The organism is Caldicellulosiruptor naganoensis (assembly GCF_026914285.1).
GTDB classification, from domain to species: domain Bacteria; phylum Bacillota; class Thermoanaerobacteria; order Caldicellulosiruptorales; family Caldicellulosiruptoraceae; genus Caldicellulosiruptor; species Caldicellulosiruptor naganoensis.
The window spans coordinates 1,303,495-1,325,559 of sequence record NZ_CP113864.1; the positions used below are offsets into that span (position 1 = coordinate 1,303,495).

Here is a 22,065-nt window from a genome sequence, read left to right on the forward strand (position 1 = left end):
ATATGTTTGAAATTCAATTTTCAATGGTATAAAATAAGATTTGGTGATAGGATATGAAAAGATTCAAGCTTGTTTCAGACTTCAAGCCAACAGGTGACCAACCAAAAGCTATCGAAATGCTCACGGAAGGAATTTTAAAAGGTGAAAAGTTTCAGACATTGCTTGGTGTTACTGGTTCAGGAAAGACATTTACGATGGCTAAAGTAATAGAAAATGTTCAAAGACCCACATTGGTTTTAGCTCATAATAAAACACTGGCTGCTCAACTTTGTAGTGAGTTTAGGGAGTTCTTTCCTGAAAACGCTGTAGAGTTTTTTGTAAGCTATTACGATTATTACCAGCCAGAGGCTTATATACCTGAGACAGATACGTATATTGAAAAAGATTCGTCCATTAATGAAGAGATAGATAAACTTCGACATTCTGCAACTTCTGCCTTATTTGAAAGAAGAGACGTAATAATTGTAGCAAGTGTCTCATGTATTTACAGCTTGGGTAGTCCAGAGGACTATTTAAATTTAACATTATCATTAAGACCTGGGATGATAAAAGATAGAGATGAAGTAATAAAAGAACTTATTAGAATGCAATATGAAAGAAATGACATTGATTTTAGGAGAGGCAGGTTCAGAGTACGAGGCGATGTACTTGAGATATTTCCTGCATCAAATACAGACAGAGCAATCAGGGTAGAGTTCTTTGGAGATGAAATAGAGAGAATTACCGAGTTTGACGTTTTGACCGGTGAGGTAATTGGGAGAAGAAATCATGTTGCAATATTTCCTGCATCACACTATGTCACAACTTCAGAAAAACTAAAAAGAGCAATTAAGAGCATTGAAGAGGAGCTTGAACAAAGGCTTCAAGAACTCAGAAGCATGGGCAAGTTTGTCGAAGCGCAAAGGCTTGAGCAAAGGACACGATATGACATAGAGATGCTTCAGGAAATGGGATTTTGCAAAGGAATAGAAAACTACTCAAGACATTTAACAGGAAGACCTCCCGGTAGTCCACCTTATACCTTACTTGATTATTTTCCAAAAGACTTTATAATGTTCATTGATGAGTCGCATGTTACAATTCCTCAGTTAAGAGCTATGTATAATGGAGACAAGGCAAGAAAAGATGCGCTTGTAGAATACGGTTTTAGGCTTCCATCTGCATATGACAACCGCCCACTTACCTTTGAGGAGTTTGAAGAAAAAATCAACCAAGTTATATTTGTAAGCGCTACACCCGGTCCTTATGAACTCAAGAAATCGTCAAGAGTTGTTGAGCAAATCATAAGACCTACTGGGCTTGTTGACCCTGAAATTGAAGTTCATCCTGTGAAAGGCCAAATTGACCATCTGATTGGCGAGATTAGAAAAAGAGTTGAGAAGAACCAAAGAGTTTTAATTACTACATTGACAAAAAGAATGGCAGAAAGCCTCACTGAATATTTAAAAGATGTTGGTATAAGGGTAAGATATATGCACTCTGATATTGACACAATAGAACGCATGCAGATAATAAGGGATTTGAGACTTGGCAAGTTCGACGTCTTAGTAGGAATAAACTTGTTGCGTGAAGGACTTGATTTGCCGGAAGTATCACTTGTTGCTATTTTGGATGCTGACAAGGAAGGCTTCTTGCGTTCAGAGACTTCTCTTATTCAGACAATTGGACGTGCTGCGCGAAATGTTGATGGTAAAGTGATTATGTATGCTGACAAAATTACTAAGGCTATGCAAAAAGCTATTGATGAGACAAATAGACGAAGAAAGATTCAGATAGAGTACAATCAAAAGCACGGAATAGTGCCTCAAACTGTAAGAAAAGGAATACGACAGATTATCGAAGCAACTATCTCTGTTGCTGAAGAAGAAAAGTACGAGAATATAGAAAAGGACATTGTACAGAACATGTCCAAACAGGAAATAGAAGAGTATATAAAAGAACTTGAACAACAGATGAAAAGATTAGCAATAGAACTTGAATTTGAAAAGGCGGCTAAGATAAGAGATAAAATTTTTGAACTCAAAAAGTTGCTTTAATGTATTTTCGGAGGAGAAATTAAAATGTCTAAAGAGTACATTGTAATAAAAGGTGCAAAGGAGCACAACCTAAAAAATGTTGACTTAAAACTGCCTCGTGACAAACTAATAGTCTTTACAGGTCTTTCAGGTTCAGGAAAATCATCTTTGGCTTTTGACACTATCTATGCAGAAGGACAAAGAAGATATATTGAATCATTGTCATCATATGCAAGACAATTTTTGGGTATGATGGAAAAACCAGATGTAGATCATATAGAAGGGCTGTCACCGGCGATATCTATTGATCAAAAGACAACTTCAAAAAATCCTCGTTCAACAGTTGGGACAATTACTGAAATTTATGACTATTTAAGACTTCTGTTTGCAAGAATTGGAAAACCTCACTGTTATATTTGTGGCAAACCCATATCACAGCAGACAGTTGATCAGATGGTAGATGAGATAATGAAGCTGCAAAAAGGAACAAAGATTCAAGTCATGTCACCTATTGTAAGGGGGAGAAAAGGGGAGTACCAAAAACAGTTTGAAGAGCTTAGAAAAAGTGGGTTTGCACGGGTAAGAGTTGATGGTGTAATCTATGAGTTTGAAGAAGAGATAAAACTTGATAAGAACAAAAAGCATAATATTGATGTTATTGTTGACAGGCTCGTCATCAAAGAAGGAATAGAGTCAAGACTTACAGGTTCAATTGAAACAGCGTTAGAACTCTCAGGCGGAATTGTGACTATTGATATTGTTGGCGACAGAGAAATTGTATTTTCACAAAACTTTGCATGTGTGGATTGTGGAGTTTCGTTTGAAGAGATAACTCCACGTCTTTTTTCTTTTAATACCCCTTATGGTGCGTGCCCAACATGTATGGGGCTTGGGTACTTGCAAAAGGTTGACCCTGACCTTTTAATTCCTGACAAGTCAATGCCTATAGGTCAGGTTGCCATAAATGGATGGAATTTTAGTGAAACAAATTCATATGCCAGAATGGTTTTAGAGTCGTTAGCAAAGGAATACAATTTTAGTTTAAGCACTCCTGTAAATAAACTTGACAAAAAGATTCTTGACATCTTTTTATATGGAACAGGAGAAGAAAAGATAAAGATTTACACTCCACGAGGGGTTTATTATGCAAAGTATGAAGGGCTTGTAAATAATCTTGAGAGAAGGTATAAAGAGACTCAGTCAGAGTATGTAAAACAAGAAATTGAAGAATATATGAGTACATTCACATGCCCTGATTGTTTAGGAAAAAGACTTAAAAAAGAGGCATTGTCAGTATTAATTGAAGGAAAGTCAATTGCAGATGTTGCTGATATGACAATCTTGGAGGCGAAAGAATTTCTACAAAGCTTAAATCTCCAGGGCAAAGATAAAGTTATTGCAGCACCAATTTTGAAAGAGATTCTGGCAAGGCTGGACTTTTTGATAGATGTTGGACTTGACTATCTGACACTTTCACGTTCAGCCGGTACTCTTTCAGGTGGAGAAGCCCAGAGAATAAGACTTGCAACACAGATTGGTTCTGGACTTGTAGGAGTTTTGTATATCCTTGATGAGCCAAGTGTTGGTCTTCATCAACGTGACAATCACAGACTTATAAACACGTTACAAAAACTTAGGGATTTGGGTAATACCTTGATTGTTGTTGAGCATGATGAAGATACGATTAGAGCTGCTGACTATATAGTAGACATAGGACCAGGAGCAGGGGAGCATGGTGGTAGAATTGTTGCAGCTGGTACATTAGAAGATATAATTTCCTGTGAAGAGTCCATTACAGGACAGTATCTTTCTGGTAAAAAGAAGATAGAGATTCCTCAAGAGAGAAGAAAACCCGATGGTAGATGGCTTACAATAAAAGGAGCTTGTGAGAACAATCTAAAAAACATTGATGTCAGTTTTCCTGTAGGGCTTTTTACGTGTGTGACAGGAGTTTCAGGGTCTGGTAAAAGCACTCTGGTAAATGAGATACTTTACAAGGCAGCAAGTTCAATACTAAATAAGTCTAAGGAAAAGCCTGGTAAGTACAAAGAAATAATTGGTCTTGAACATTTTGATAAGGTAATCAATATAGACCAGTCGCCAATTGGAAGAACTCCACGTTCTAATCCTGCAACTTATACGGGTGTTTTTGACTTTATAAGAGAAATATTTGCTCAAACACCTGAGGCAAAAATGCGAGGATATAAGGCAGGAAGGTTTAGTTTTAATCTCAAAGGCGGAAGATGTGAGGCTTGTGGTGGAGACGGAATCATAAAGATTGAGATGCACTTTTTGCCAGATGTATATGTCCCTTGTGAGGTGTGCAAGGGTAAAAGATACAATAGAGAAACATTAGAGGTAAAATACAAAGACAAAACAATAGCTGATGTTTTAGAGATGACTGTTGAAGAAGCACTTGAATTTTTCAAAAACATTCCACGGATTAGGGCAAAACTTCAGACACTTTATGATGTAGGACTTGGCTACATCAAACTTGGCCAGCCGTCTACAACACTTTCTGGTGGGGAGGCACAAAGGGTAAAACTTGCAACAGAGCTTTCTAAAAAAGCAACAGGTAGGACCTTGTACATCTTGGATGAGCCTACAACTGGACTTCATATGGATGATGTAAATAGGCTCATAAATGTCTTGCAGCGGCTTGTAGATATGGGCAATACAGTTATTGTGATTGAACACAACTTAGATGTCATAAAGGTTGCTGATTATATTATTGACTTAGGACCAGAGGGTGGAGACAGAGGTGGTGAAGTTGTGGCTTTTGGATCACCAGAAGAGGTTGCAATGTGTGAAAGGTCATACACAGGCATGTTTTTGAAAGAGATTTTAAAAGACAGGATTTATGCAAAAAAATAAAGGGGGTATTTACACCGCTTAGTGAAAGGTGTAAAGCCCCTTTTTTACTTTATCTCAAGATATTTTTCTATCCATTTTAGATTGACTTCCTGACCCAAAAATTTACTTATCTGACTGTGTGTTTTTGTGTCATTTATGAGCAGATACCCAATTAATTTCTTGTTTTTGAGCACAAATTTTTTATAAACCATCTTTTCTTTGTTAAGACACTCAAAAAGATTTGATTCTTTTACGTCGATTATGTTTCCAGCAGAGACTATTTCCATTCCAAATGCCTTTAGAAAATAAGGGATAGGTTTTCTTTGATATTCAATATTCTGTCCAAGAATGTTTTTGCCAACCACCTTGCCACTTTCAACTGCAAATGCCCATGTGCCAGGATTTTGATTGTCAAGATAGGCTACATCTCCACATGCAAAAACATCTTCTATTGAGGTTTGCATTCTGGTATCTACTCCAATGCCTTTTCTGGGACTCAGTATTCGTTTATCATTTACAAAATCTGTATTTGGTACAACACCTGCAGAAAAAATCACAATGTCAGATAAAATCTCTTTGTTATTTGAAAGAAAAATTACCAACTTGTTGTTTGTTTTTTCTATTCTTTCAACTTTGCTATTAAAAATCACATTTATTCCTCTTCTTCTTATCTCTTCTTCAAAAAGCAAAGCACCTACTTCGTCTAATTGTTTAGTCAAAAGTCGTTCTGCTATTTCAATCAGAAATACACTTTTACCTTCCAGCGTTGAAGCAAGTTCTATTCCTAAAAGCCCTGCGCCTATAATGGCAACTTCAGAGACTCGGGGAATGATTTCTTTCAATCGTATAAGGTCTTCATAGGTCCTCAAAGAAAAAACATTATCTCTTGCTCTGATATCAACCACATCATCGCCGTTATATGGCTTGGCACCAGAAGCAATTACAAGTTTTTTATACCCTATTTTCTTGTCTGATAAAAATATAATCTTGTGGTCAAAATCAACCTCAATTACAGGTGAGTTTAAATAAATTTTTACGTTGCTGTCTTTAAACCAGTTTTCTGGTTTTATAAAGAATTTCTCATCAATAGGATTGTAGATATAGTAAGGTAGCTTTAATCTGTAATAAGGCAGGATCTTTTCATTGCTTAAAATGCCTATCGAAAGATTAGAATCCTCTTTTCGTATTTCTTCCGCAACAGTTAACCCAGCGATTCCGCTACCAATAATCAACACGTCAAACTTTTCCATTGCTTTACACCAGCTTTTACTCTTTTATCTTTTCAGCAAATAGTATACCAAATTCGTACGCCTTTTTTAATTCCTCCTCATTTGGTTTGAAATTTACCTTGAGCCCTGGTTCAACTACTTTGAACCTTAACTGTTTTAGCCGTGTTTCAATATTTGGAACAGCTTCTCCACTCCAGCCATATGACCCAAAAGCGGCAGCAATCTTACCTCCATGAACTATTGGGTTTAGCCTAATCAATATTTCATATATTGGTAAAAGAGCATCTGAGTTTATGGTAGGTGATCCAAACAGCACACCTTTTGCTCTATATATCTTTTCCAATATGTCTTCTATTTTATGCTCAATTGCATTATACAACATAACATTTATGCCGCTTTTTTCGATTGCTTCAAAAATCTTTTGGGCAAGCATTTTTGTATATCCATATGCTGAGACATAGACAATTACAACATAAGGCTTTTCTGGCTTTTTTAAAAGATCTTCTGACCACGATTTATACAAACCTATAAGTTCATCTTTGTAATTTGTCAGGATTGGACCATGACCTGTTGCTATTATGTCAATCTTTAAGTCTTTTATCTTTTCAATTGCCTGAAGGACATAGTTTTTAAATGGCGACATGATTACATCATAATAATACTTGTACGCATCCATAAAACCTTCTTTGTCATTATCCATTACCCAGTTTATGTCAAGGTTTTCAGTGCTATAATGACAGCCAAAAGAATCACAAGTAAAGAGTATGCTATCCTCTACAAGGTAAGTGTAAATTGAATCAGGCCAATGTAAAAATGGAGCAGAGATAAATCTTAGTGTTTTGTTACCCAAGGATATTTGATCTCCATCGTTTACTACTTGATAATCAAACTCTTTGTTTGATATCTTTTTCAAGAATCTTATAGCAGAATTGCTGCCAAATATTTTTATTTTTGGATTTACTTCGAGTAACTTTCCAATAGAACCAGAATGATCTGGTTCAGTGTGATTTATTATAAGATAGTCAATTTGAGCTGGATCAATTATTTCTTTAATATTACTTAGAAATTTTTCAAAGAATTTATCCTTTACATTTTCAATAAGTGCAACCTTTTCAGAACCTATTACCAGATAAGAGTTGTAAGTTGTCCCGTATTTTGTATACATTATAATATCAAAAATGCGAAGATCAGGATTTTGTACTCCTACAGAATATACATTATCTTTCAATTTCAAATACATTTTTAAAATCCACTCTCCTTTTTAAAGACTTTTCAAATGTATTCAAAGATATTTATACCCCAGAAATTTTTTTGTAAACAAATTAAGTTATATAAATTTTTGTTGAGTAATATATTGTAGTAGAAACACAATTATCAAAGGAGATAAGGAAAAATGCTAAGCAAAGTATCTAATCGGTTCTTAGCTGTCACAATCTTGGCTATATTTGTAATTGCCTTAGTTGGTATAATTTCAAACAAAAGCTTAGAAAATACCAGGATAACATCTACCGAAATACCAAAAAGTATACAAACCCAAACACAGGAGGTTGCAAAAATAGATAACCTTAAAGGTTATCTCCAGATAATGGTAGTAGACAGCAAAACTGGTACACCTTTTGAAGGAGCAAATGTGGTTTTTTCTAACTTAGACCAGCTATATACAACAGGTAAAGACGGAAAAACACAGGTTATTCCAATGAATATCAAATCAACTGGAGGTTTAGGATTACATCACAGCCTTATGAAGAGGTAGTAATTGGTGTATTTAAAGAGGAATATGCAGATTATATACTATTCAATGCAAAGGTAAAACCAACAACCCAAGACAAACCTCAACTTAAAGTTATTCGAATTGTAAAAGCTTCAACTGCAGCTACAACTCCTGTTTTTGCAATGGAAAAGTATTCTTCTGAGATGGCAAAAGAAGTAATGGATAAAATGAAGGCAAAACTAAATTCACTTGCAAATGCCCAGCAGGAAATTGAGGAAATAGAAGTCAGTGAATAAGGTGCCTTGTAAAATGGCACTTTTTTTTTATATAATAGAGTTTGTACATCTTAAAATCTTTTCTTAAACCATGAAAGGTTTAGACAACTATGAAACAAGAGGTATTTATCCTTCTAAAAAACATCCTTTACCTATTTGCGGTTATATCTATTGGCTTTATTGGTACAAAAACAAGGCTGTTTTCGTCAACAGTGAAAGATTCTGTTAGTGAGCTGATAATAAAGGTAACTGCGCCAATTTTATTGTTTACCACAATAAGCAGCAGACCTTATTCAACATCTGTTGTTAAAAGCGTCCTTGCTTTGATAATCTCAGCTTTTGTTGGTATAATACTACTGCTTGTTGCAGGGTACATAACAGCAAAACTTTTCAAACTACAAGGGAAAACATTTTACACACATATATTTTGTTCAGCTTTTGGAAATACAGGCTTTTTGTCATTTCCTTTGTTGTATTCTATCTTTGGTGAAAAAGGAGTATTTTATGCCGCAAGTTATAACATAATGCACGATTTTTTGGCTTGGTCATTGGGACTTTCGATAATAACAAAGCACAGCAGTGAGAAAACTAAATTTGGTTTTATAAACGCAAATTCAATTGCCATTTTCTCAGCATTTGTGGTGTATTTATTAAAAGGAGTTTTGCCAACTGAGGTTTTGAGTTATTATAACAAATTTTTTCTTACTATTTACGATGCACTAAATCCTTTTGGAAAGACAACCATTTATTTGTCCATGTTTTTTATAGGCTGCCTTTTAGCAGAGGTTTCATTTAAGGATACAATTAAAACCTATCCTGCTTATGGAATTGTTGCGTTTAAAATGCTGATTTTTCCGATGCTATTTATGTTTATGACAAAATATATGCACTTAGATAACTTTACAAGGCTAATTATTGTGCTGCAAACGGGGATGCCAACAGCAATTATAAGTTCAGTGCTTTCATACAGGTATAAAGCTGATAGTTCATATGCGACGCGTACAATATTTATTACAACACTTTTTTCTCTGTTGACAATTCCTATACTCGTGTTTATATATTATCACATTTAAGAAAATCAAAAGAGAGGATGGTTAAGTTTGCAACATGAAATTGTTATTGTACTGGATTTTGGTGGACAGTATAATCAACTAATTGCAAGAAGAGTTCGCGAATGTGGTGTTTATTGTGAAATTTGGCCATATGACACACCCTTAGATAAGATAATTGAAAAAAATCCAAAAGGCATAATCTTTACTGGCGGACCGTCAAGCGTGTATGAAGAGAATGCACCTGTTGTGGATAAAAAGATATTTGAAATTGGTATTCCAATTCTTGGGATATGCTACGGAAATCAGCTTATTGCTCATCTTTTAGGTGGCAAGGTTTCAACTGCACTCTTTAGAGAGTATGGTAAAACCCATATAAAATACAATACAAATTCTCCTTTGTTCACAGGCTTGCCAGAAAATTCAATTTGTTGGATGAGTCATACTGACTTTGTAGAGAAACTTCCAGAAGGATTTGAAGTTTTGGCTTCTACTGAAAATTGTGGTATTGCTGCATTTGGCAGCAAAGAAAAGAAGATTTATGGTGTTCAGTTCCATCCTGAGGTTGTTCATACTGAATATGGACAAGAGATAATAAAAAACTTCTTGTTCAATGTCTGTGGATGCAAAGGTGACTGGAAGACATCTTCGTTCATAGAAGAAAAAGTAAATGAGATAAGGAAAATTGTGGGTGCTCAAAAGGTTGTATGTGCACTTTCTGGCGGTGTTGATTCCTCTGTTGCAGCAGTGCTTGTTCACAAAGCAATAGGCAAAAATCTTTTCTGTATTTTTGTTGACCATGGACTTTTGAGAAAAGGAGAGGCGGAGGAAGTTATAAACACATTCAAAGGACAGTTTGATATGAATGTGATCAAGGTGGATGCAAAAGATAGATTCTTGAAAGCACTCTCTGGTGTCAAAGATCCTGAAAGAAAGAGGAAGATAATAGGTGAGGAGTTTATACGCGTTTTTGAGGAAGAAGCTTCAAAACTTGGAGATATAAAATTTTTAGTTCAAGGGACAATCTATCCTGATGTTGTTGAAAGTGGGGTCGGAAAGGCTGCAACGATTAAAAGTCATCACAATGTAGGTGGATTGCCAGAACATATGAAGTTTGAGAGGATAATTGAACCGCTGCGTGAGCTTTTCAAAGATGAGGTAAGAAGGGTGGGAATAGAATTAGGAATTCCAGAAAAAATTGTGAATAGACAGCCATTTCCTGGACCCGGTCTTGCAATAAGGATAATTGGTGAGGTTACAGAAGAAAAGCTTGAGATACTTCGAGAGGTTGATTGGATTTTCAGAAAAGAGATTGAGGCGTGTGGACTTGACAAAGACATCTGGCAATACTTTGCAGTACTCACTGACATGAGAAGTGTGGGTGTCATGGGTGATGAAAGAACATATGACTACACTGTTGCGCTCAGAGCTGTTACAAGCATTGATGGGATGACAGCCGACTGGGCAAAGATTCCTTACGATGTGTTAGAAAGGGTTTCGAATGAGATTGTAAACACCGTAAGAAAAGTAAATAGGGTTGTCTATGACATCACTTCTAAACCTCCTGCTACAATTGAGTGGGAGTGATGTTTATAAATTTTTTTTTTTAGAAGGCACATGGTGAAGAGATATTTACCACCTAATTTATTACAGAATAGAGAATAAAAAGTTCCCACTTTCTTTAGTAAGTCTTCAAGAAGTAAAGTAGGAAATTGAAATACATGGGAGGAAACCAAAGTCTTAGAATCTTTGAATTTTTCAAATGGTGTCCTCCCATTCATTCCTTTACCATTATGAGGTCTGAAGAAATTCCATGTATCCTGCCATCTCTGGGCTTTTAACATAAATTCATCTTTTGTTTTACATCTTTCAGCATGAATCATTAAAAAATACTCGTCATCTGCTCCATGTGAGTTTTCAATTATACCCATTAGATGTTTTGCCTTAGGTGGAATAGGATTAAGCTCTACTCCAAGAAATGACAGCATCTCATTCTACTCCTTTAGCTTTTTTTCGCTTCCTCCACAAAATTCTGCTCCATTATCTAATCGGATCTTTATTTGATTTCTTACATTATGAGTTCTTAACCATAATGCAACTAAGGATATAAACATAAAGCCAAAAGTAGATGATAGTTCATAGGAGTAAGCTGTAAAGCTTGCTCTTGTTGCAACATCTATCATGTTCCATTCATAACACGGTAGATTGCATTTTTTCATGTGTTCAAGTGAAAGACGTCTGTATTCTTGAATCCTGTTCTTTTAGCCTCTTGGGAAATAGGCTTTTCAAGTTCAGAAGAAAGTTTTTTAGGGCAAGTTTTAGGTTTTCTTGATTTATCCTCAAGGGGACCATATATTGCTCTTCTTATAGTAGCTCTTGATACACCTAATATTTTAGCAGTTTTTTATACGTTTTTGTTATTTGCCTCAAATACTTTTCGAACTAATTCTCTTGCTTTTTCGGGAGATATTTTTCTTATTTCGTGATATGGTATAATATTCATAGCAGGCTGCCCTCCCATCCTGGCAGTTTTTGAATGTTTCTTTTGAATGGGAGATTACATTTTTTAATTATATTCATGTCAGGATGGAGGCAGCCTCAATTCTTTTTATAACCTTCTCCTTAGTATTTTTGCACATTCTTTTGCTGTGGTAAGTATCTTTACACCTATTCGAGATAAATTTTTTATAAAGGCTTGAATTTTATAATAGATAGGTGTAACATATTTATAAGTCAATTAGTGGGATGCGAAATGAAAGAGATTGTAAACCTATCCTTAAAAGTGGTATGTGGTATAAGTTTCAGTTTTTGTGTAATGGTATTTGCTTATTCTAAAAGTGCAGATGTTTTTATGATAGTGCTGGGCAGCAGTATAGTATTGCTATTTATTCTATATTCTCTATTGTTACTTTTGAAATCTGCATTAAGAGGCAAAATTAATTTTATTTATTTGTTACTTCATAGCTTAGCAGTTGTGATTTTGATACTGCTATCTGCTTTTATCTTCAAGTTTCACAATGTAAGATTTGTTTATTTCCTCTGGACGTTGATAAGCTATCCTTTGATTTTTATTGTGTCATATGTTGTAGCTTATATTTATAAAACATCATCAAGGAAGTGAAAAATAAAATGAGCGAAGGTGTAATGAAAGTTTTATTCACAATACCAATTGGCAAGGGAATTCCTGTGAGGGTAGCGGTTGTTGAAATGTGGGGCGTGATGGCATTTTTGATTATATTAGCGTTTTATCTCACATCCAACATGAAATTGGTCCCTACAAAAAAACAAGTCGTTGCTGAGTTTATAGTCGACTCAATAAACAAGATTACTAAAAGTTTTTTAGGTCATTATTGGCATATATTTGCTCCTTATTTAGGTACTCTCTTTTTGTTCTTACTGGGACTCAATCTATTGGGTCTTATAGGTCTTCAGCCTCCTACAAGTAATTTAAATGTAACTGCAAGCTTTGGTGTTATGTCAATTTTAGTTTTAATAATTTCAACTATCATACTTAAAAATCCGATTAGATGGTTTTTAGATCACTTTAAACCTCTTCCCATAGTTTTCCCGTTTAAATTCTTGGACTATTTCACAAGAACTCTGTCTCTCTCTGCGCGACTGTTTGGCAACATCCTTGCTGGTGTTACCGTCATGGAGCTAATTTATCATGGGCTTATAAAAGCTCATATACCTCCAGTTGGTATACCAGCAGCGTTAAGTTTATATTTTGATATTTTTGATGGTGTTTTGCAAGCAGTAATCTTTACGTTTTTGTCTATGATTTATCTATATGAAGCCCTTGAAGAATAAAAGTTTTTGGAGGTGTTTCAATTGACAGCATTAGCAGCAGGTATAGCAATGCTTGCAGGTTTAGGTGTAGGTATAGGCATCGGTATTGCAACTGCTAAAGCAGCAGAATCTGTAGGAAGACAGCCAGAAGCGTATGGTAGGATTTTACTATTATTTTTCATTGGTGCTGCGCTTGCAGAAGCTGTTGCAATTTATAGCTTTGTTATAGCTATTTTGTTGGTTTTGAAAGCTTAAACGCTCTCCAGATGTATTGGGGAGCGTCATCTCTTTATTTTCGAAATTAAAACGTGAGTTTGAGATAGAAATTTTGGAAGATGGTTCAAAAAAGGAGATGAGAACATAGATGTTCGACCTTGCAATTTTTGAAAACATGTTTTTCTGGGCAGTTATAAACTTTTTAATACTTTACTTGGTTTTTAGAAAATTCTTTTTCAAAAAAGTAACTGCCTTTATGGAAAAACGTTCGAACATAATTCAAGAACAGCTTGACTTTGCTGCAAAGTCAAAAGAAGAGGCTATGAAATTGAAAGAAGAATATGAAAACATCTTATCTCAGGCACATGCAAAAGCAAACGAGATAGTCCAAAACGCCATGGCTGAAGCCCAAAAACAGGCTGACAAGATTATTGAAGATGCCAGACTTGAGGCAAACAAGATTATTGAAAATGCTCTTAAACAACTTGAGATTGAGAAGAAGAAACAAATAAATGAACTCAAAAACCAGTTTGTCTCAATTGCTCTTCTTGCTGCATCTAAGGTTATTGAAAAGAATTTAAACACCGAAGAAAATAGGAAAATGGTTGAGAATATATTCGATGAGGCAGGGGTTGCTTGAAAATGTTGCCAGCAAAAAGATATGCAGAAGGACTTATTAAACTCGCACAAGAAGAAGGGAAACTTGAGAATTTTTATGAGGATCTTTTTAGAATATATGATTTGTTTAAGACAAATAGAGAATTCGTGGATATCTTATTTGATCATAAGATGAAAGTTTCAGAAAAAAAAGAGAAAATAAAGCAATTTTTAGATCTAAAACTTGACAAATATATTGTCAATCTCGTTTATTTACTAATTGACAAGCGGAGGGAGATTTTGCTTCCATATATACCTTTTTATTATAAAGAAATGTACGACAAAATAATGGGAAATGTAGATGTTGAAGTAATTGTATCGGAAGAAGTTGATGAAGGTATTCTTAGTAAGATATCAAATTGGCTTTTGAAAAGATATGGTGTGAAAAATCCACGCTTTAAAGTTAAGGTTGATAAAAGTATCATTGGGGGAGTAAAACTTTTGTTTAACAACATTGAGGTTGACGCTACAATTAAAGGTGCATTAGATTCTATAAAAAAGGAACTCATCCACAATGCTATGTAGGGGTGATGGTTTGAGATGGTTGATGTTACAATAAGACCAGATGAGATTGCTTCAATTATAAAAGAGCAAATAAAGAATTATGAAAAGAAGATAGAAACAAGTGACGTTGGCGTTGTGATAATGTCAGGAGATGGTATTGCAAGAATACATGGTCTTGACAATTGTATGGCCGGTGAGCTTTTAGAGTTTCCTAACAACGTTTATGGCATGGCACTGAACTTAGAAGAAGACAATGTTGGATGTGTTATTTTAGGAAATGAGAGGGAAATTAAAGAAGGTACAATTGTCAAAAGAACGGGCAGAGTAGTAGAGGTACCTGTGGGAGAAGAGCTTTTGGGTAGAGTTGTAAATGCTTTGGGGCAGCCTATTGACGGTTTGGGTCCCATCAATGCCAAAAAGTACAGACCGGTTGAGAGGATAGCACCAGGTGTTATTGAAAGAGAGCCTGTTAAAACTCCACTTCAGACAGGTATTATGGCAATTGATGCTATGATTCCAATTGGAAGAGGTCAGAGAGAACTTATTATTGGAGATAGACAAACAGGGAAGACTGCTATTGCAATTGATACAATCATTAATCAAAAAGACCAAGGAGTATACTGTATTTATGTGGCAATTGGTCAAAAAGCATCAACTGTTGCGCAGATAGTGCACACACTAAAAGAATATGGTGCAATGGATTATACAATTGTTGTGTGCGCAACTGCGAGTGACTCAGCACCACTTCAGTTCTTAGCGCCATATGCAGGGTGTGCAATGGGAGAAGAGTTTATGGAGTCTGGGAAAGATGCACTAATAATCTATGATGACTTGTCAAAACATGCAGTTGCATACAGGGCAATGTCGCTTCTTTTGAGACGTCCACCTGGTCGTGAAGCATATCCTGGGGATGTTTTTTACCTTCATTCGAGACTTTTGGAAAGAGCAGCAAAATTGAATGCACAACGAGGCGGGGGCTCACTTACAGCTTTGCCAATTATTGAGACACAAGCTGGTGATGTTTCAGCATATATTCCTACAAACGTAATTTCTATCACTGATGGTCAGATATATCTTGAAAGTGAGCTGTTCTATGCTGGTATAAGACCTGCGATAAATCCAGGCATATCAGTCTCAAGAGTAGGTGGTAATGCTCAGATAAAGGCTATGAAGAAGGTTGCTGGAAGACTTAGACTCGACTTGGCTCAGTACAGAGAGCTTGAAGCTTTTGCTCAGTTTGGTTCAGAGCTTGACAAATCAACTCGTGAAAGACTTGCTCAAGGTCAGCGAATTGTGGAAACTCTAAAACAGTCTCAGTACAGGCCACTGCCTGTTTGGCATCAAGTTGTCATACTTTACAGTGCAGTAAATGGATATTTAATGGATATAGAAGTAAGTAAAGTTAGAGAATTCAATGAAAAATTGGTTCAATACATCTCTGCAAACTATCCGCAAATATTTGATTCTATAAAAGAGACAAAGGACTTGACGCCTGAAAATGAAGAACTTTTAAAGAAGGTAATTGTTGAATTCAAAGAGAGATTTAAAAGTAGCAAGTAGGTGAAACTTAAGATGGCAAACAAAACAAGGTGGATAAAATCGAGGATTAGAAGTGTCAATGAGACAAAGAAGATTACAAGAGCTATGTATTTGATTTCTGCATCAAAGATGAAAAGGGCACGAGATAGGCTTGACTCAACAAGACCTTATTTTGAAAAGATAAATGAATTTATGAAAGATCTTATTGTGCATGGTATGCGAACAAATCACATTCTCTTTGAGGGCTCGTACAAAGAAGGAAAAAAAAGGACTTGTGTGATTGTCATCAGTGGTGACAAAGGGCTGTGCGGCGGTTACAATGCAAACGTTTTGAAAAGCATGTTGAATTTGTACGAAAAGATTTCAAAAGACTCGGAAGTGTTGTTTTTTCCAATAGGCATTGTGGGCAAAAACTTTTTATCACGCCATGGCTACAAAGTAGAAGACAATTTTAATTATCAGACTCAGTCTGTGTCTGTAAAAGTTGCAAAGGGAATTGCACAAAATGTTGTAAAAAAGTACTATAGAGGAGATATTCATGAGCTTTATATCATATATACCAAGCTAATTTCCGCAATTAAGCAAGATGTAATTGTCAAGAAACTTCTTCCTCTTGATCCAAACGAATTTGTCTCTGGTGAGGTTAAAACGGATGAGGTAATAAAATACGAACCAAGTCCAACAGATGTACTCGATGTTGTTATATATGAATATCTAAAAGGTATAATCTTTGGGGCGATGATGGACTCATATGTAAGCGAACTTGCTGCAAGGATGACTGCAATGGACAATGCAACAAAGAGTGCTGATGAGATGATACAGAAGTTAATTTTGAAGCTCAATCGTGAACGTCAGGCAATGATTACTCAGGAAATATCAGAAATAATAAGTGGCGCAGCTGCTTTGAAATGAGAAACCATTTTAAACTTGATTTTAAAGGGAGTGTAGCCAAAGATGGAACAAAATGTTGGTTATGTTGTTCAAATAATTGGTCCTGTTGTAGACATTAGATTTGAGAGTGGAAATCTTCCAGCTATTAACAATGCCATAGAAATTCATTTTGATGGCAAAACACTTGTTGCAGAAGTAGCCCAGCACCTTGGCAATGACACAGTGCGCTGTGTTGCACTGGGTTCAACAGACGGGCTCAGAAGAGGTGTAAAAGCAATTGACACAGGCGGACCCATTAAAGTTCCTGTTGGAAGAGGAACATTGGGAAGAATATTCAATGTTTTAGGCCAGCCGATTGACAACAAGGGTGAGGTCCAGGCAACAGACTACTGGCCAATTCACAGAAGTGCACCTTCGTTTGAAGAACAGGTGCCTGCAGTAGAGATTCTTGAGACAGGGATTAAGGTTATAGACCTTTTAGCACCATATGCAAAGGGTGGAAAGATTGGACTTTTTGGTGGCGCGGGTGTTGGCAAGACTGTCCTCATCATGGAGCTTATCAGAAATATTGCAACAGAACATGGTGGATTTTCAATATTCACTGGGGTTGGTGAACGAACAAGAGAGGGAAATGAACTTTGGCTTGAGATGAACGAATCAGGTGTTATAGAAAAGACAGTTTTGGTCTTTGGCCAGATGAATGAGCCACCAGGGGCAAGAATGCGAGTTGCCCTCACTGGTCTTACCATGGCTGAGTATTTCCGTGATGTAGAAGGACAGGATGTGCTTTTGTTCATTGACAACATTTTTAGGTTTATTCAAGCAGGTTCTGAGGTGTCAGCACTCTTGGGAAGAATTCCGTCAGCTGTTGGTTATCAGCCAACACTTGCAAATGAGGTAGGTAGCCTTCAAGAGAGAATAACCTCTACAAAAAGAGGGTCAATAACCTCTGTTCAAGCAATTTATGTTCCGGCTGATGACCTCACTGACCCGGCACCTGCTACTACGTTTGCTCACCTTGATGCAACAACTGTTTTGTCAAGACAGATTGCTGAGCTTGGCATATATCCTGCTGTTGACCCGCTTGACTCTACCTCGCGAATACTTGACCCACGAATTGTGGGCGAAGAACACTATTATGTTGCAAGAACAGTCCAGCAGATTTTGCAAAGGTATAAAGAACTTCAGGATATCATTGCAATATTGGGTATGGATGAACTTTCTGAAGAGGATAAATTGATTGTCTACAGAGCAAGAAAAATCCAGAGATTTCTTTCTCAGCCATTCTTTGTTGCTGAAGCTTTCACAGGAAGACCTGGAAGGTACGTCAAGTTGAAAGATACAATAAGAGGGTTTAAAGAGATAATTGAAGGTAAAATGGACCATATTCCTGAGCAGTATTTCTACATGGTGGGGACAATTGACGAGGTTTATGAAAACTACGAAAAGGATATGAAGGGTAAATAAGTTTTGAGGTGATACTCCAAAATGGCTGAGTTTGAATTAGAAGTTTTGCAACCTGAAAGGGTCTTTTTTAAAGACAGGGTAGAAATGATAGTTGTTCGGGCAATAGATGGAGAAGTAGGTGTGATGGCTGGGCATGAGCCAATTGTCACGCCAATTGGAATTGGAAAACTTAGGATAAAAAAGGACGGAAAATGGCTTGAGGCAGCGATTGCAGGAGGTATTCTTGAAGTTAACCAGAATAAGGTCGTGATCTTGACTGACGCTGTTGAGTGGCCAGAGGAAATAGATAGGCAAAGAGCTTTAGCAGCAAAGGAAAGAGCTGAAAGAAAGCTTCAACAAAAACTACCTCCTGACGAATTTGAAAGGTATCAGGCAGCTTTGTATAGAGCTTTGAACAGGCTTAGAATGGTTGAGGAAAAAAGAGGAAATACCCAATAAAAAGGTGGGCTACAATAAAGAAAAGCAGCCCACCTTTTTTGTTCTTATTTTTTCTTCTTGCTTTTCTTTTTTTCACCTTTTCCTTCTTTTTTACTTTTTTTGGTGCTTTCCTCTTCTTTTAAAGACTCGCTGTGTTCTTCTTCCTCCTCTTCTTCCTTGACTTCTTCATCTTCTAACAGAACTTCTTCATCTACGTCTAATTCTTCAAAATCCAATGGTGCATCTCCAAGGTCTATTTCTTCGGCAGGCAGTTCTGTAAGAATATCTGGTTCTATGTCTACAAAGTCATTTTCAAAAACTTCTGTTTCATGCTCTTTCATAGTTTCTTCTTCCATTTCAGAATCGTCAACAACACCTGTTAACAATCTTTCTTCAAAACAGGACTCGCACATGTCTTGGTCCTCTGGGATATACTCCTCATGACAATATGGGCAAAGTTTCATATTTTCGTCAGTCACTTTCTTTAGCTGTTCTAAATCCTTTTTGCAAATAGGGCAGAGTTCTTCTTCTTCAGGTATTCTATTTAATTCGCATCTTGGACAGTACTTATAACCCATCTTTTTTCCCCCTAAAAAAGTTGATTTGCTATCAAAATAATATTAATTAGTCTCGTAAAAAAAATCAACTAAATTTTACTTAACAATAGCTTTTATTTTTGCTACTATAAAAACATAAAGAAAATAAGAGACATAAGGAGAAATTTCTCAAGTTGTTTGGATACGTTGTGCCATACAAACCTGAACTTAGAATACGAGAGTATGAATATTACAAGGCAGTCTATTGTGGGATATGCCTGCAGACAAAGAAGATTGGTAATATCCCGCGAGTATTTTTAAATTATGATTTTGTGTTTTTGTATCTGATTTTGAAAGAGCATTTTAATATTCAAGAGGAATTTGGCACCACAAGATGTATAGTTCATCCTAAAAAGAAAAGAGTGTTTGTAAAATCAAACCCAGTATTAGAATATGTGAGTAACCAAATGATAATGTTAAGCTTTCTCAAACTATATGATGATTATATTGATGAAAAACACTTCGTGAGTTTATGTTTATATAAGATGCTAAGCCTGTATATCAAAAAAATAACAAGACACTATTCTGACTCGTTTAATAAAGTTAAAGAACTTTTTAGAAATCAACTTTTATTAGAAAAGACAGAGTGCCAAAATATTGACGTGGTAGCACACAATTTTGGTCAAATTCTGGCTGAGATTTTTGCATACAATGATGACCAGAAGCTAAAAGAAATAGGCTTTTATACTGGAGTGTGGATTTACTTTGTGGATGCCATCGACGACTATATTGATGATGTGAAAAAAAAGAGATATAATTGTTTGAAATATTATCTTCAAAGGTGCAGAGAAGACAAGACTTTGTTTGAAAAAGAAGTAGATATCTTGAAAGTAAGTTTGGATAACTATCTTGCCAGATTAAATGAACTCGTAAAAGGGTATAATAATCAATTGTTAGACAATATAGTTCAGCTTGGGATGTACTCAAAAACACAAGAAGTAATAAACAAATTAAAAGCAAACTTTTTTAAGGAGTTGAAATTGTCATGAGAGACCCATACGAGGTTTTAGGTGTGAGAAAAGGTGCATCAAAAGAAGAAATAAAGAAAGCTTATCTTGAGCTTGTTAAAAAGTATCATCCGGATAAATTTAGAGATAATCCACTCCGTGAGCTTGCAGAAGAGAAATTAAAGGAGATCAATGAAGCATATAATATTCTTATGAATGACAAGTATACAGAATATGAATATTCTACATATGATGAGACTTCCATTTATAAGCAGGTAAGAGATTTAATTATACAAGGCAATTTAACTGCCGCAGAAAACCTGCTTAATCAAAACCCCCGGAATGAAGCAGAATGGTTTTATTTGATGGGGATAATATATCAAAAAAGAGGATGGATAAACCAAGCTTATAGATACTTTATTGAAGCATATAGCCGTGACCCAGGCAATTTTGAATACAGACGTGCAAAAGAACAGTTTGAAACAACCTCAAGAAACTATGAATGGTCTGCATATAATAGGGGTTACAGACGACACGATGACTGTAATATATGTACAATATGCCAGATAATTGCATGCTGGGAATGTTGTTGTGACAATGACGTTGGTTGCTGAGGAGGTAGATTGATTGGTAAATATTTATACGCTCGACAATAATCTTCGACTTGTTTATGAAAAAGTAGACACTGTAAAAACAGTAAGTGTTGGAGTGTGGGTATTAGCAGGTTCAAGGTACGAGACTAAAAATGAGAATGGAATTTCTCATTTCATTGAACACATTCTTTTTAAGGGGACAAAAAATAGAAGTTCAAAAGAAATAGTATATGAAATAGAATCGATAGGTGGGCAGATTAATGCGTTTACTGCAAAAGAGTATACATGTTTTTACGTGAGAGTTTTAGATGAGTTTTTGGAAAAAGCGTTTGAAATTCTATCTGATTTGATTCTAAATCCTTTAATAAGTCCAGAAGACATTGAAAAAGAAAAATCTGTAATAATTGAAGAAATTAGTATGTCAAAAGATGACCCAGAAGAAATTCTGTATCAATCGCTAAATGACTTGATATGGAAAGGAGAAACATTGTCGTATCCGATAATTGGTAAGGAAACTACTGTAAAGAAAGTTGATAGAAATAAGATTCTAAATTTCATGAACAAGAGATACAAACCAGAAAATGTGGTGATTTCGGTTGCAGGCAATTTTGAAGAAAAACTTCTTATAAGTTTGTGTGAAAAATATTTTGGCAGATGGAAAAACCATTCAGAATCAAAAAGCATAGATGGTTCAAAACCTGTATTTAAAAGAGGTACAGTAATAAAATCAAAAAAGAGTGACCAAGCTCAAATTGCAATAGCGTTTGAAGGTTTTGGTCAAGAAGATGAAGATGTTTACAAATTGTTGATAGTTTCGAATATACTTGGCGGTGGAATGAGTTCAAGACTTTTTCAAAAGATAAGAGAAGATCTTGGACTGGTGTACAGTATAACTTCTTTTGTCAGCACCTACAGAGATGTGGGTACTCTAATAATTCATGCTGGGACTAACCCAAAAAACTTAGAAGTTGTTTATAAAGAGATTCTAAACCAAATTAGTCTGCTGGTGAAGGGAAAATTGACACCCGAGGAGGTGGAGGTTGCAAAACAACAGATAAAAGGCAGTATCATTTTTGGATTAGAGAACACAAGTAGCAGAATGTCAAACCTTGGGAAAAATATGCTACTTTTGAATAGAGTAATTGAGCTACAGGAAATAATTGACACAATTAATTCCATTAAGTTTGACCAGGTAATGGATACTGCACGAGAAATACTGACAAAAGAATTCTCTGTAGCTGTTGTGGGAAATAAAAAGGAAATAAATGGTAAGATTTTTGATCAAAGGATTGTGGCCAAATAAAGAAAAGGAGAGAA

The 22,065-nt window shown here is 35.7% G+C and carries 19 protein-coding genes and 1 pseudogene; 16 read left to right on the plus strand and 4 right to left on the minus strand.

Translation table 11 applies throughout. The features are described from left to right. Positions 1–53: 53 nt before the first annotated feature. Together uvrB and uvrA are read left to right on the plus strand one after the other, a co-directional pair. Positions 54–2,036 carry an excinuclease ABC subunit UvrB gene (gene uvrB / locus OTJ99_RS06415; RefSeq protein ID WP_045164803.1) on the plus strand — a complete coding sequence of 661 codons (1,983 nt, stop codon included), beginning with the start codon at positions 54–56 and terminating at the stop codon, positions 2,034–2,036. A gap of 24 nt (positions 2,037–2,060) precedes the next feature. After that, on the plus strand, positions 2,061–4,889 hold the full coding sequence (uvrA, locus tag OTJ99_RS06420) for an excinuclease ABC subunit UvrA (protein ID WP_045164802.1): 2,829 nt from the start codon (positions 2,061–2,063) through the stop codon (positions 4,887–4,889). Between the two features lie 44 nt (positions 4,890–4,933). On the opposite strand, the gene OTJ99_RS06425 is transcribed toward uvrA, so the two are convergent. Together OTJ99_RS06425 and OTJ99_RS06430 are read right to left on the minus strand one after the other, a co-directional pair. Continuing rightward, positions 4,934–6,118, minus strand: coding sequence for an NAD(P)/FAD-dependent oxidoreductase (locus tag OTJ99_RS06425; protein WP_045164801.1), 1,185 nt, complete (start codon positions 6,116–6,118; stop codon positions 4,934–4,936). A gap of 16 nt (positions 6,119–6,134) precedes the next feature. Further along, positions 6,135–7,337, minus strand: coding sequence for an FprA family A-type flavoprotein (locus tag OTJ99_RS06430; RefSeq protein ID WP_045164800.1), 1,203 nt, complete (start codon positions 7,335–7,337; stop codon positions 6,135–6,137). A 153-nt stretch (positions 7,338–7,490) separates the two neighbouring features. Here OTJ99_RS06430 and OTJ99_RS06435 point away from each other — a divergent pair, with 153 nt between their 5' ends. The 3 genes from OTJ99_RS06435 to guaA all read left to right on the plus strand — a co-directional run bounded on the left by OTJ99_RS06435 (position 7,491) and on the right by guaA (position 10,719). Continuing rightward, positions 7,491–7,850 carry a hypothetical protein gene (locus tag OTJ99_RS06435; protein WP_235374573.1) on the plus strand — a complete coding sequence of 120 codons (360 nt, stop codon included), beginning with the start codon at positions 7,491–7,493 and terminating at the stop codon, positions 7,848–7,850. Positions 7,851–8,193: 343 nt separating this feature from the next. Beyond that, positions 8,194–9,156 (plus strand): AEC family transporter, encoded by a 963-nt coding sequence (locus OTJ99_RS06440; RefSeq protein ID WP_045164799.1) that lies wholly within the window; start codon positions 8,194–8,196, stop codon positions 9,154–9,156. A 27-nt stretch (positions 9,157–9,183) separates the two neighbouring features. After that, positions 9,184–10,719: a glutamine-hydrolyzing GMP synthase gene (gene guaA / locus OTJ99_RS06445; protein WP_045164798.1), complete on the plus strand. Its 1,536-nt coding sequence runs from the start codon at positions 9,184–9,186 to the stop codon at positions 10,717–10,719. On the opposite strand, the pseudogene OTJ99_RS06450 reads toward guaA, so the two are convergent. After that, positions 10,674–11,635: pseudogene (locus OTJ99_RS06450) on the minus strand (IS481 family transposase). The gene guaA and the pseudogene OTJ99_RS06450 sit on opposite strands and share 46 nt — an antisense overlap. A gap of 626 nt (positions 11,636–12,261) precedes the next feature. Between OTJ99_RS06450 and OTJ99_RS06455 the strand changes: the two are divergent. The 8 genes from OTJ99_RS06455 to atpC all read left to right on the plus strand — a co-directional run bounded on the left by OTJ99_RS06455 (position 12,262) and on the right by atpC (position 18,633). Next, positions 12,262–12,942, plus strand: a complete 681-nt coding sequence (locus OTJ99_RS06455; protein WP_045164796.1) for a F0F1 ATP synthase subunit A — start codon at positions 12,262–12,264, stop codon at positions 12,940–12,942. Positions 12,943–12,963: 21 nt separating this feature from the next. Further along, a complete protein-coding gene (gene atpE, locus OTJ99_RS06460; RefSeq protein WP_083943495.1) occupies positions 12,964–13,176 on the plus strand; it encodes an ATP synthase F0 subunit C in 213 nt (70 codons plus the stop codon). Positions 13,177–13,285: 109 nt separating this feature from the next. After that, positions 13,286–13,777, plus strand: a complete 492-nt coding sequence (atpF, locus tag OTJ99_RS06465) for a F0F1 ATP synthase subunit B (RefSeq protein ID WP_045164795.1) — start codon at positions 13,286–13,288, stop codon at positions 13,775–13,777. Positions 13,778–13,779: 2 nt separating this feature from the next. Beyond that, positions 13,780–14,319 (plus strand): ATP synthase F1 subunit delta, encoded by a 540-nt coding sequence (gene atpH, locus OTJ99_RS06470; RefSeq protein WP_045164794.1) that lies wholly within the window; start codon positions 13,780–13,782, stop codon positions 14,317–14,319. 15 nt (positions 14,320–14,334) lie between these two features. Then, positions 14,335–15,858, plus strand: a complete 1,524-nt coding sequence (gene atpA / locus OTJ99_RS06475) for a F0F1 ATP synthase subunit alpha (protein ID WP_045164793.1) — start codon at positions 14,335–14,337, stop codon at positions 15,856–15,858. Positions 15,859–15,870: 12 nt separating this feature from the next. Then, positions 15,871–16,749: an ATP synthase F1 subunit gamma gene (gene atpG / locus OTJ99_RS06480; RefSeq protein WP_045164792.1), complete on the plus strand. Its 879-nt coding sequence runs from the start codon at positions 15,871–15,873 to the stop codon at positions 16,747–16,749. A gap of 42 nt (positions 16,750–16,791) precedes the next feature. Next, positions 16,792–18,195: a F0F1 ATP synthase subunit beta gene (gene atpD, locus OTJ99_RS06485; RefSeq protein WP_045164791.1), complete on the plus strand. Its 1,404-nt coding sequence runs from the start codon at positions 16,792–16,794 to the stop codon at positions 18,193–18,195. A gap of 21 nt (positions 18,196–18,216) precedes the next feature. Continuing rightward, positions 18,217–18,633: an ATP synthase F1 subunit epsilon gene (gene atpC / locus OTJ99_RS06490; RefSeq protein WP_045164790.1), complete on the plus strand. Its 417-nt coding sequence runs from the start codon at positions 18,217–18,219 to the stop codon at positions 18,631–18,633. Between the two features lie 44 nt (positions 18,634–18,677). Here atpC and OTJ99_RS06495 read toward each other — a convergent pair whose 3' ends face one another. Further along, positions 18,678–19,190 carry a hypothetical protein gene (locus OTJ99_RS06495; RefSeq protein WP_045164789.1) on the minus strand — a complete coding sequence of 171 codons (513 nt, stop codon included), beginning with the start codon at positions 19,188–19,190 and terminating at the stop codon, positions 18,678–18,680. A gap of 152 nt (positions 19,191–19,342) precedes the next feature. Here OTJ99_RS06495 and OTJ99_RS06500 point away from each other — a divergent pair, with 152 nt between their 5' ends. The 3 genes from OTJ99_RS06500 to OTJ99_RS06510 are packed head-to-tail and all read left to right on the plus strand — an operon-like array spanning position 19,343 to position 22,051. Then, the gene (locus OTJ99_RS06500) at positions 19,343–20,197 is read left to right on the plus strand and encodes a DUF5685 family protein (protein WP_045164788.1); all 855 of its coding nucleotides are present in this window, start codon (positions 19,343–19,345) and stop codon (positions 20,195–20,197) included. Further along, positions 20,194–20,769 (plus strand): J domain-containing protein, encoded by a 576-nt coding sequence (locus OTJ99_RS12390; RefSeq protein WP_045164787.1) that lies wholly within the window; start codon positions 20,194–20,196, stop codon positions 20,767–20,769. The genes OTJ99_RS06500 and OTJ99_RS12390 overlap by 4 nt, the downstream gene beginning before the upstream one ends. Before the next feature lie 13 nt (positions 20,770–20,782). Then, positions 20,783–22,051, plus strand: a complete 1,269-nt coding sequence (locus OTJ99_RS06510) for a M16 family metallopeptidase (protein WP_045164786.1) — start codon at positions 20,783–20,785, stop codon at positions 22,049–22,051. Positions 22,052–22,065 lie beyond the last annotated feature (14 nt).